The sequence below is a fragment of the Lysinibacillus fusiformis genome (assembly GCF_016925635.1).
GTDB classification, from domain to species: domain Bacteria; phylum Bacillota; class Bacilli; order Bacillales_A; family Planococcaceae; genus Lysinibacillus; species Lysinibacillus fusiformis_F.
This window is the reverse complement of record NZ_CP070490.1, coordinates 216,667-227,855: the sequence shown is the minus strand read 5'-3', so window position 1 is coordinate 227,855 and position 11,189 is coordinate 216,667. Positions and strand designations below refer to the sequence as shown.

Below are 11,189 nucleotides of genomic sequence, written 5' to 3'. Positions count from 1 at the left end.
ATTCAAAATGAGTATGCAGTATGAGCAACTATTTGAAAAGATTCGTCCGGCAATTGATAGTAAGATAGCAGAGTTCCAGCATTATCAATACAATGCTATTACGGCAGAAGAACTTTGGCGCTACTGTATTGAAAAAAAATGGCGTAAAAAGAAAGTTGAACAGCTACGTTTACATGAAGTCATTTCTACCATTTTTTCGGTATCACCATCTGATATCGTCTCATTTAATCAAGTAGAGTTTTTACAAAGTAATAATTGGTTTGGAGAAGTCAATACAGAAGAGTTACAATTACTGCTTGGTCCAGTCAGAACGTAATCAATGCTGTGTCAAATTTTACAATAATTCAATGAATCCTATATGTGTTGAATTGACACCAAGCGCAACCTGTTTCATAATAAGTGTGTTGCGCTTTTTTTATTTTGAATAAGTTCTTACTTACATAAGTCTCCTATGCTTTGATTGACATTTGGAAGACTAGTACCTAATAATACAAAGATAAACTTGCGCGTTATGAACGATTGAAATAAGTAAAGCAACCTTTTTGAAGCACAGGTAACACGATTCTAGATGCAAAGGAGGATTAAACGTTTCAAAAGGTATTGCTAGTTACTTGTTTGGCGTGTAAGGACAGCCCTTACACCAATTCGAGGAGGATTTATTGATGAAACTAAAAAGTCGTATAGTTGCATTCTTATTAATTCTAGTGCTTTTTGCAGCAGGAATTAGTACGACTGTAAACGGCGTCTTAAAGGACATCAAGCTTGGTCTTGACTTACAGGGCGGGTTTGAAGTGCTTTACGAGGTAAATGAATTAAAAGAAGGACAAAAAATTACACCAGAAATTGTCACAGCAACGACAACAGCACTTGGCAACCGTGTTAATGCAATTGGGGTAAGTGAACCAAGCATTCAGGTTGAAGGAGAAAATCGAATTCGTGTGCAATTAGCGGGTGTTGAGGATCAGGAATCGGCACGTAAGTTACTGTCTACTTCTGCAAATTTAACATTCCGTGATGTGGACGATAATTTACTTTTGGATGGAGATGATCTAAAGGAAAATGGAGCAACTGACTCCTTTGACCAACAAAATCGTCCAATTGTATCATTAAAATTAAAAGATGCGCAAAAATTTGCTGATATAACAAGTAAAATTGCCGCGAAACCTGCAGGTCAAAATTTACTGGTTGTATGGTTAGACTTTGAAGAGGGTGTCGATTCCTATAAAGCGGAATCACAAAAAGCAAAGCCTCGCTATGCATCTGCAGCAACAGTTAGTCAAACATTAAATACAACAGATGTTATGATTAGCGGTAATTTCTCTGTTGAAGAAACAAAAAATTTAGCTGATATTTTAAATGCTGGGGCATTACCTGTAAAGCTTGATGAAATTTATTCGACTTCTGTTGGTGCTCAGTTTGGTGATGAAGCACTGAAAAGTACTGTTTTTGCTGGTATAGTTGGCATAGTAATTATTTTCTTATTTATGCTATTCTATTATCGTTTACCAGGCTTCATTTCCATCATTACACTATCTGTGTTCACATTCCTAGTGTTAGTGGTCTTTGATTGGATTAATGCGGTATTAACACTCCCAGGTATTGCGGCCATTGTGCTTGGTATAGGGATGGCAGTAGATGCTAATATTTTAGCAGCAGAACGTATTCGTGAAGAGCTGCGAGTGGGCTATTCAGCTAAACAAGCCTTCCAAATTGGTTCTAAACAATCTTTATCAGCCATTGTCGATGCGCAGTTGACAACTTTATTAGCTGCAGCAGTATTGTTTCAATGGGGAACAAGCTCTGTTAAAGGATTTGCGACAACATTAATTATTAGTATACTATTGAGCTTCTTAACAGCAGTATGGGGTTCTCGTGTCCTATTAGGGCTACTTGTTAATAGTGGTTATTTCAATAATCCAGCATGGTATGGTATTGCAAAATCGAAACAACATAGTCTGGATGAAAATCTTGGTGCATTAGATTTATCAACGAAATTTGATCGATTTGATTTTGTTCATAATCGTAAGAAATTCTATACATTTTCATTAGCCATTTTAGTGGCTGGTTTAGTCGTTCTTGGTATTTTCCGCCTAAACCTAGGCATTGATTTCTCAAGTGGTACGCGTGTGCAAATTGAATCTGACCAAACCTTAACACAAGAAGAAGTAGCGAAATATGTAAAAAGTATCGGCTTCCCATCAGATGACGTTGTTCTTTCAGGTGAAAAGAGCAATTCAGCAGTTGTACGTTATAAATCTGATTTATCTCAAGCGGATATTTTGAAATTCCAAAAAGCTACTACTGAAAAGTATGGTCATAATCCTGCAGTCAGCACTGTATCTCCTACAGTTGGTAAAGAATTGGTGAAAAATGCCATTAAAGCGTTGTCGATTGCTGCAATAGGGATCATCATTTATGTGGCAATTCGCTTTGAATGGCGCATGGGTATTGGTGCAATTGTTTCATTATTGCATGATGTATTCTTAATCGTGGCTGTCTTTAGCTTCATGCGTTTAGAAGTAGATATTACGTTTATTGCGGCTGTGTTAACAATTGTTGGTTATTCCATCAATGATACGATCGTTACCTTTGACCGTATGCGTGAAAACTTAGATCGTTATGATACAATTAATGATCGTGAAGTATTGGCGAATATCGTGAATAAATCGCTACGCCAAACAATGGGACGTTCGGTTAATACAGTATTAACTGTTATTATCGTTGTAATAGCCCTATTAATTTTTGGTGCGCCATCTATTCAAAACTTCTCTATCGCGTTATTGATTGGTTTAATTACAGGTATGTATTCTTCAATCTGTATCGCAGCTCAAATCTGGTATTCATTAAAAATTCGTGAGATGAATAAATCAGATGGACAGCTACGCAAAAAAGAGAAAAAACAATGGGGTACAGACGAACCTACTGTATAATATAGTGAGCAGAGAATGGAAAACGAATGGTTTTCTATTCTCTGCTTTTTTGTATGCAAAAAATCTGCTAGCTTTTATAAAAAGCAGCAGATTTTTCGTATAGTATTTATAATTTAAATTGCTGAATGAAGCCTTGTAGCTGTTGCGCATTTTCACTTAATTCTTCTGCAACAGCATTTACTTGCTGCATTGTTGCAACTTGCTCGTCAACAGATTCTGCAATCATTTGAGAATTAGTTGCTGATTGATTAGAGACATTGGCAATTTCCGTGACAGAGGCTGCAACCTGCTCAGCACTAGCAGAGATTTCTTCAGATGTAGCAGAAATTTCTTCAATTTGCTCTGTGAATGCTGCAACCGCAGAGGTGATGGAGTAGAAAGCATCTCCAGCCTCATGAATTTTGGCTACGCCATCCTGTACAGAAGCTAAACCATTGTCGACAGAGGCAGCAACATTTCGTGTATCTGTTAGGATTTCTTTCGTAATAGCAACGATTTGATTGGCAGATTGATTCGATTCCTCAGCAAGTTTACGTACCTCATCTGCTACTACTGCAAAGCCTTTCCCATGTTCTCCAGCTCTCGCTGCTTCAATGGCAGCATTCAGTGCCAGTAAATTTGTTTGCTCTGAGATAGCTGTAATCACTGTTGTAATTTGTCCGATTTCTTCTGATTGCTTACTTAGTTTTTGCGTTAAGGTTGCAATATCAGAAGTTGCTCGTGCAATCATATCCATCTGTTCTTTTGCTGTTGTAATGGTTGCTCCGCCTGTGTGGGCAAGCTGAGTCAGATTTTCTGCATTGTGGTGAAGACTTTGGGTCGCCTCCGCAATACGTTGAACTCCTGATGCTGTTTCATCCATTGCCACAGCACTTTGCTGAGAGGCACTAGCAGAAGAAGTGACATGTGTTACGTTTTCTTGAAGTCTTTGAGCAATATCATCAGAGGTTGTGGTTACTTCTTCTGTACTAGCAGAAAGCTCTTCTGAGACAGCTGATAAATGGGATGCGCTATCTTGAATGTTAGTCATTAGGCAAGTTAGATTTTGTTTTAATGTATTGACTGCAATTGCAAGTGTGCCGATTTCATCTTTTGATTGATGGTCAAGCTCAGTGATCGTTAAATCACCTTGTGCTAATGTATCTGCTGCTCCAATGGCTTTCCGTAGCGGCAGGACAATGGAGTTTTTGACAAAATACATAAAATATAAACCGATTATGATACTAGCAATTAGAAGGCTCATAGCAATGACAATAGCACGAGAAACGGTATGATTAATAGATTGATCCACCTTTTGAAGCTGTTCATCGTGATAAGCTAATAAATCGGTTGTTAACTTGAATATGTCCTTATTGTATTTTGTGACATCATGGTTAACGATAGAGAGCGCTAAATCTGTATCGCCACTATTAAACGCTTGCAAAGCTTTCTGTGAATTTGATAGTAACTCTTTTTGCCATTCTGTGATTTGCTGCATAATATTTTTTGTATAATCTGATCGAACAATAGTAGAAAGTTCATTCACTGTTTCAGGTAACAACTTTTCATAGCGCTCTAAATTGGCCTTAGCTGTTTCATCCTGATTATTTAAAATATAGGAGCGTAAAAATAAGCCTTGAGCCGCAAGTTGTTGTTGTATTTTATCCGTTAATTGGATTTGCACCATACGATGCTTCAATACTTCTTCTAAATCATTCTGTGTTGTTTTAAATTGAATAAATGATACGATGCTTGAGATAAGAAGTAAACAGGTTAAGGAAATGAATCCTAGATTTAATTTTTTGCGAACGGACATAAACTTCCTACTTTCTTTTATTATATGGAAAAAATTGATGCTCTGAAATTACTATAACTTGATATATTTACATGGTCAATACTCAAGGGATTTTCAATAGTAGGAAATCTTCTTCTCTAATAAATTTTTATAGAAGGATAATATACCTACTTTTGATTGTTCTGATAAAATAGGTATTTAAACTTTTTTCGTCAGAATTGATTGACAATAGTATTGGATTGGCATAGAATTAAGGCTAACTTTTTGTTCGGTCAAGGTAGAAGGTCTCGGGAGCGAGGTCAGCCAAAGAACAGATGAGCTGAGTTTAGATGAGAATAGCTGAGAAATTGTTGAATAAGAGTAGTAGCATAAGTGTGTAATAAAGAGAGTCAGTGGATGGTGTAAACTGATTTACAGCTTATGTGAATGGACTTATGAGAGTCGCTTATAAAAAGCGAACGTGATTCCCCACGTTATAGGGGTGCTTTCAAGGTGTGGTTTAACATACCTATGATGAAAAGCACAAAAGTGAGAGCATATGCTCTAATATGAGGTGGCAACGCGGTCATAATCGTCCTCTGCAATTAGGAATAATCCTTTTTGCAGAGGGCTTTTTTATTTTCATTCAGCATTCGTCTAAACATTAGCTAAAGGAATCTTTGAAAAAAGGAGCAAAATAGCTATGCAAACAACGAGTTCAAGAACAAAAATGAAAACCATCAATGGCGATTCCTTAACACCTATTTTAATTTTCAGGCGTTTACAGGGAAAACATAAATTTTTATTGGAAAGTTCCGCTCAACATGAAGGAGCAGGAAGGTATTCATTTATTGGTGCCAATCCACGAAAAACATATAAAGGAGTGGGCGAAGAAATCCAAGAGGTTTCCTATAAAACAGGGAAAACATATGTGCATAAAGGTGAGCTCTTTGTCCTTCTTAAACGACTCATGCCACGTATCTCCAATACGACACAATTTCCATTTTCAGGTGGTGCCGTTGGATATATAGGTTTTGGCGGCACAACGATGTTCGTAGACAAGAAAATAGAATTGCCTGATGCTCATTTTCATGTGTATGAAACAATCATTGTATTCGATCATCAAACAGATGAAGTGACATTGATTCATACAAATATTGATGCAGAAAAGCAACAACCTGATTTGGAAGAATTAGCTCAACAAATAGTAAATGGGCAGATCAGTGAAGAAGCATCTTATCGTTATCAACCGCTTGATGCTACAACAAATGAGTCATTTGCAACGGTTTTACAGACAATGCAAGCCAATTTACATGATGACATAACAAGGGTAGTTCTGCCGAAGCGTGATGTAGCCAACTTTCAAGGTGATACGTTGGCTTTGTATCGACAGCTGCGCAAAAAAAAGCCTGCAGCTTATCTGTATTATGTAGAATTTGAGGATCATGTTGTGTTAGGTACTTCTCCTGAAAGTCTAATCCGAGTAAAAGGTGAAAGAGTTATTGCGACGCCTACAGAGGGAGCATGCCCACGAGGGGAAACAAAAAATGAAGATTTAGAAAATGAACGCCAATTATACAATCATGCGAGCATTAGACAATCGCATGCACTTCTTGTTAGTGCTGTTCAGCAAGAATTACAGTCTGTTTGTTTCCCAGGTTCTGTTCAGGTCATGGAGGCTATGCGTATCCAGAGGTCAAAAAAGGCACTGCATATGACATCTAGGATTGAAGGAAAGCTTTTACCAATGCTGCATGCCCTTGATGTTTTAGCAGCAACTATATCACCAAGTTCAGCTACGGAGTTTCCGCATACAGCTGGTAATTTTGGTGCTCTTGGCTTTATTGGGTTTAATGGCCATTTGGATTTTGCTTTAACAGGGCAATCTATCGTGATTAAACAGGATATTATGCATATGCAATCAACAATAACTCTGACCAAGTATACAAATGTGGAAAACGTTTTACAAAAAGTGCAAGCGGAAGAACAGGCATTTTTACAGTTACTGGTGAACAATGGAGGGCGAAACTAATGGAACAATTACAACAGAAAGTACTGCAGGGAACACATCTCATATACGAAGAAATGTTGCAGGCAGCCCAATGGTTGTTTCAGGATGACACACCTAAAGAAGAAATGGCCAGCTTTTTAACAGCTTTATCTGCGAAGGGAGAAACTGCACATGAAGTAGCCGCATTAGCAACCATTATGCGATCTTTTGCTCTCGATGTAGCCGTAAAGGAAGATCACTATATGGATAATTGCGGTACAGGGGGAGATGGTCTTCATACCTTTAACATTAGTACAGCTTCAGCTTTCGTGTTAGCTGGAGCAGGTGTCAAAATTGCCAAACATGGGAACCGTAAAATCTCTTCCTCCTCTGGTAGCTCAGATGTGTTAGAGGCACTAGGTATTCATACAGCAATTACCATCCCACAAACAGTCCATTTGCTAGAGAGAGAAGGAATCGCTTTTATTTATGCACCGAATGTCCATCCGAAATTAAAAAGAATTGGTGAAGTTCGCCGTTCATTAGGTAAACCAACGATCTTTAATCTTGTTGGCCCTTTAACAAATCCAGTCCCATTGTCCACACAATTTACGGGCATTAATCGACCGAATTTTGTCATGGAATATGCCTCAGTCTTACAAATGCTTGGACGTGAGCGGGCCATTGTCGTTTCTGGACCACAAGGCTTAGATGAGGCTTCATTAGCAGGGCAAAATACATTGGTTTTAGTAGATAAAGGGGATCTAATTCCCTTTTCCCTAACTGCCGAAGATATTGGTCTTCAAACGGCACCTTTAGAGGCCATCCGTGGTGGCAATGCAGATGAAAATGCAGTGATTATGCAAAAAATATTGGCTGGGGAGCAGAGTCCTTATTTAGATACAGTAGTATTAAATGCTGGTATCGGCTTATTTGGTTATGGTCAAGCAGAAACCATTAAAGAAGGTGTAGCCATGGCAAAGGAAAGTATTTTTAGTGGGCGAGCACGACAAAAATTAGAAGCGGTTGTTACCTATAGCAAGCAAATTAAAGAAGTGGAGGTAGGGTAATGAATATACTCAATAAAATTTTACAGCAAAAAAAGATCGAGGTAGGCGCTTTATTAGAGCAGCCAGATCCTTTAGCAAATTTTACTGAAACGCCACGTCCATCATTAGTTGAGACATTGCGTCAAGCCCATACACTACAAGTCATTGCTGAAATGAAGCGTGCCTCACCTTCCAAGGGATTAATTGCTGGTGGGGCAGACCCAGTTGCTCAAGCACAAGTCTATGCACAAGCAGGAGCAGCAGCTATTTCAGTCTTAACAGACAAGGAGTTTTTTAAAGGCTCCTTTGAAGATTTAGCAGCAGTTGCTCGTGCAGTCGATACGCCTCTTCTTTGTAAGGATTTTATGATTGATCGGGTGCAAATTCGATTTGCGAAGGCAGCAGGTGCATCCATTATTTTATTAATTGTAGCGGCTTTAACAGACGATGCCTTACGTGATTTATATAGCTATGCAACGGGCTTAGGCCTAGAAGTTTTAGTGGAAGTACACGATCGTGTGGAGCTTGAACGTGCACTTGCAGTAGATGCAAAGTTAATTGGCGTGAATAATCGAGATTTACGTACCTTTGAAGTAAGCCTAGAGCGCACAAGAGAAATTGCCGATGTGTTTCCATTTGATGAGGAGCGAGTATTAATTAGTGAAAGCGGTATATGGTCAGAAGAAGATGCGAAGCAAGTAGCCTTGATGGGGGCTAGTGGTGTCCTTGTAGGTGAAGCATTAATGCGGAGTGGGGATGCAGGGCAAGCACTACGCCAATTGCAGGTAAGTAAGGAGGGGGCATCAGTATGACAAAGGTCAAAATTTGTGGTTTACAGGAACAAGCACATGTCAAAACAGCGATTCATGCTGGTGCAGATGCTGTAGGTTTTGTTTTTGCACCGAGTAAACGTCGTGTATCCATTGAGCAAGCCCAACAGTTAGCAAAGCATGTACCACAAGGCATTTTGAAAATAGGTGTCTTTGTCAATCCAACGCCAGCTGAATTAAAGGAAGCGGTAGAGCGAGTACCTTTAGATTATGTGCAATATCATGGGGAGGAAACGCCAGCATTTATTCAGGAGCAAGGCTATCCTGCCATCAAGGCATTGTCGATACGAGGACAAGAGGATGTTCAAGCGGCTGCTAACTATCAGGTAGATTATTATTTATTCGACGCGCCTGGTACAGAGTTTAAAGGCGGGAGTGGTCACACTTTTGATTGGACACTGCTTGAGCAAGTAGGTATTCCGAAAGAAAAGTTACTATTAGCGGGTGGTCTCAATGTAGACAATATTGAAGCAGCTATTACAGATGTAGGTCCTTTTATGGTGGATGTATCGAGTGGTGTGGAAACAGATGGAATCAAGGATTCTACCAAAATACAAGCATTTTTACAGGCAGTAAAGAGGGGGAGCAGATGATGGGAATATCAATAGCAAATAGTGTACCGACAAAGGAAGGACGTTTTGGGCAATTTGGCGGACGGTTTGTGCCAGAAACATTAATGACAGCTTTGCTAGAATTAGAATCTGCCTATGACGAAGCATTAAAAGATCCAGCATTTACAGAGGAGCTGTCCTATTATTTAGAGGAGTATGTTGGACGTGAAACACCGCTCTATTACGCAGAAAATTTAACAAAGGCGTTAGATGGAGCAAAGATTTATTTAAAGCGCGAAGATTTAAACCATACAGGTGCACATAAAATTAATAATGCGATTGGGCAAGCACTTCTAGCCAAACGCATGGGCAAAAAGAAAATTGTTGCTGAAACAGGTGCTGGTCAACATGGTGTAGCAACGGCCACTGCATGTGCATTATTAAATCTTGAATGTGTTGTTTTTATGGGTGCAGAAGATATCAAACGTCAGCAGTTAAATGTCTTTCGTATGGAGCTGCTTGGCACAAAAGTTCAATCGGTGGAAAGTGGTTCTAAAACATTAAAGGATGCTGTGAATGCTGCACTACGCTATTGGGTGACAAATGTTGAGGACACCCATTATATTTTAGGCTCTGCCTTAGGTCCACATCCATTCCCGAAAATTGTCCGAGACTTTCAGCGTGTCATCGGGGTAGAAACAAGAAAGCAAATCATGCAAAAAGAGGGTCGTTTACCAGATGCAGTTGTTGCCTGTATTGGAGGCGGCAGTAATGCAATCGGTATGTTTCATCCATTTGTTGATGATGAATCAGTTGCCTTATACGGTGTGGAGGCGGCAGGAAGTGGTCTTGACACTGGGAAGCATGCAGCAGCCATCGCAGGTGGACAATTAGGTGTATTGCATGGCGCCTACATGTATTTATTACAGGACGAAAACGGCTTTGTCCAAGAAGCTCATTCTATTTCGGCTGGGTTAGATTATCCAGGGAAAGGGCCAGAGCATTGTTATTTACATGATATTGGTCGAGCACAATTTGACTCCATCACAGATGCTGAAGCACTGGAAGCCTTACAATTATTAAGCCGAACTGAGGGGATACTACCTGCGCTTGAAAGTTCCCATGCCATTGCTTACACAGCAAAACTTGCAAAGACTATGTCAAAAGATCAGATCATTGTGGTGTGCTTATCTGGTCGAGGAGATAAAGATGTTCACACAGTTCGAGCAGCACTAGGAGGGGATGTTAAATGACGACTTTACAGCAAGCGATCGAACAAGCAAAGGTTGCAGGACATAAAGCTTTTATACCTTATATCATGGCAGGTGATGGAGGGCTAGAGACCATTAAGCCGACTATTTTAAAACTGCAGCAATTAGAGGTAACAGCTATTGAAGTAGGGATTCCTTTTACAGATCCTGTCGCAGATGGTCCAACGATTGAACGAGCAGGGGAACGGGCACTAGCAGCCGGTGTGACATTAAGAAACGTATTACAAACACTTGCGTCATTTAAAGATGAAATAACAGTGCCTCTTGTAGTCATGACTTATTTCAATCCAGTGTTAGCGTATGGCTTAGAGGCCTTTGCGCAAGCCTGTGTAGCTGGGGGAGTGAAGGGATTAATTGTACCAGATGTCCCATTGGAAGAAAGTGAGTTGTTACGTGAGGCATTAAATCCATATGGCATTGATGTTGTCCAACTCGTTTCATTAACAAGCCCACCTGAGCGAATTGCTCGTATTGCTTCAGCAAGTCAGGGCTTTGTTTATGCAGTGACCGTCAATGGCATTACAGGCGCAAGGTCGCGTTTTGCCGATAATTTAGAACAGCATTTTGCAAGCCTACGTCAAACAAGTCCAATTCCTGTGCTTGCAGGCTTTGGCATTTCAACACCCGAGCAAGTGAAAAAGATGGGGGCTTTGGGAGATGGCGTGATTGTCGGTAGTGCCATTGTTACAGCATTGCATGAAGGGGATTTGGCAACAGTGGAAGCATTGGTAGCCGCTTCAAAAGGTATGTTAGAGAAGTCTACTCTTTAGATAGAGTAGGCTTTTTTTGTAATGATGTATAGAATGCTGTAATTG

At 39.7% G+C, this 11,189-nt stretch carries 9 protein-coding genes and 1 other annotated feature; of the genes, 8 read left to right on the top strand and 1 reads right to left on the bottom strand.

Annotated elements, in window-relative coordinates:
* The first annotated feature begins 7 nt into the window (after positions 1-7).
* Positions 8-316: a post-transcriptional regulator gene (locus tag JTI58_RS01055; protein ID WP_205444633.1), complete on the top strand. Its 309-nt coding sequence runs from the start codon at positions 8-10 to the stop codon at positions 314-316.
* 346 nt (positions 317-662) lie between these two features.
* On the top strand, positions 663-2,930 hold the full coding sequence (gene secDF / locus JTI58_RS01050) for a protein translocase subunit SecDF (RefSeq protein ID WP_205444631.1): 2,268 nt from the start codon (positions 663-665) through the stop codon (positions 2,928-2,930).
* A 106-nt stretch (positions 2,931-3,036) separates the two neighbouring features.
* Here secDF and JTI58_RS01045 read toward each other — a convergent pair whose 3' ends face one another.
* Positions 3,037-4,725, bottom strand: coding sequence for a methyl-accepting chemotaxis protein (locus JTI58_RS01045; RefSeq protein WP_205444629.1), 1,689 nt, complete (start codon positions 4,723-4,725; stop codon positions 3,037-3,039).
* A gap of 320 nt (positions 4,726-5,045) precedes the next feature.
* Positions 5,046-5,286, top strand: a binding site (T-box leader).
* Positions 5,287-5,386: 100 nt separating this feature from the next.
* On the opposite strand from JTI58_RS01045, the gene JTI58_RS01040 reads away from it, so the two are divergent.
* From JTI58_RS01040 to trpA, 6 genes are read left to right on the top strand one after another with little or no spacing between them, the layout of a single operon-like run.
* On the top strand, positions 5,387-6,715 hold the full coding sequence (locus JTI58_RS01040) for a chorismate-binding protein (protein ID WP_205444627.1): 1,329 nt from the start codon (positions 5,387-5,389) through the stop codon (positions 6,713-6,715).
* Positions 6,715-7,743: an anthranilate phosphoribosyltransferase gene (trpD, locus tag JTI58_RS01035; RefSeq protein WP_205444625.1), complete on the top strand. Its 1,029-nt coding sequence runs from the start codon at positions 6,715-6,717 to the stop codon at positions 7,741-7,743. Before JTI58_RS01040 ends, trpD begins: the two co-directional genes overlap by 1 nt.
* Positions 7,743-8,534 (top strand): indole-3-glycerol phosphate synthase TrpC, encoded by a 792-nt coding sequence (gene trpC / locus JTI58_RS01030; RefSeq protein WP_205444623.1) that lies wholly within the window; start codon positions 7,743-7,745, stop codon positions 8,532-8,534. Before trpD ends, trpC begins: the two co-directional genes overlap by 1 nt.
* Positions 8,531-9,145 carry a phosphoribosylanthranilate isomerase gene (locus JTI58_RS01025; protein WP_205444621.1) on the top strand — a complete coding sequence of 205 codons (615 nt, stop codon included), beginning with the start codon at positions 8,531-8,533 and terminating at the stop codon, positions 9,143-9,145. The genes trpC and JTI58_RS01025 overlap by 4 nt, the downstream gene beginning before the upstream one ends.
* Positions 9,145-10,356 (top strand): tryptophan synthase subunit beta, encoded by a 1,212-nt coding sequence (gene trpB / locus JTI58_RS01020; protein ID WP_205447014.1) that lies wholly within the window; start codon positions 9,145-9,147, stop codon positions 10,354-10,356. The genes JTI58_RS01025 and trpB overlap by 1 nt, the downstream gene beginning before the upstream one ends.
* Complete coding sequence (gene trpA / locus JTI58_RS01015) at positions 10,353-11,144, top strand: tryptophan synthase subunit alpha (protein WP_205444619.1); 792 nt, start codon at positions 10,353-10,355, stop codon at positions 11,142-11,144. The genes trpB and trpA overlap by 4 nt, the downstream gene beginning before the upstream one ends.
* Positions 11,145-11,189: the final 45 nt, after the last annotated feature.

What these genes read in the sequence shown, in the direction of transcription:
- trpC (WP_205444623.1), top strand. Translation starts at nt 7,743, where the DNA reads ATGAATATACTCAATAAAATTTTACAGCAAAAAAAGATCGAGGTAGGC.
- JTI58_RS01055 (WP_205444633.1), top strand. Translation starts at nt 8, where the DNA reads ATGAGTATGCAGTATGAGCAACTATTTGAAAAGATTCGTCCGGCAATT.
- secDF (WP_205444631.1), top strand. Translation starts at nt 663, where the DNA reads ATGAAACTAAAAAGTCGTATAGTTGCATTCTTATTAATTCTAGTGCTT.
- trpB (WP_205447014.1), top strand. Translation starts at nt 9,145, where the DNA reads ATGGGAATATCAATAGCAAATAGTGTACCGACAAAGGAAGGACGTTTT.
- JTI58_RS01025 (WP_205444621.1), top strand. Translation starts at nt 8,531, where the DNA reads ATGACAAAGGTCAAAATTTGTGGTTTACAGGAACAAGCACATGTCAAA.
- trpA (WP_205444619.1), top strand. Translation starts at nt 10,353, where the DNA reads ATGACGACTTTACAGCAAGCGATCGAACAAGCAAAGGTTGCAGGACAT.
- JTI58_RS01045 (WP_205444629.1), bottom strand. Translation starts at nt 4,725, where the DNA reads ATGTCCGTTCGCAAAAAATTAAATCTAGGATTCATTTCCTTAACCTGT.
- JTI58_RS01040 (WP_205444627.1), top strand. Translation starts at nt 5,387, where the DNA reads ATGCAAACAACGAGTTCAAGAACAAAAATGAAAACCATCAATGGCGAT.
- trpD (WP_205444625.1), top strand. Translation starts at nt 6,715, where the DNA reads ATGGAACAATTACAACAGAAAGTACTGCAGGGAACACATCTCATATAC.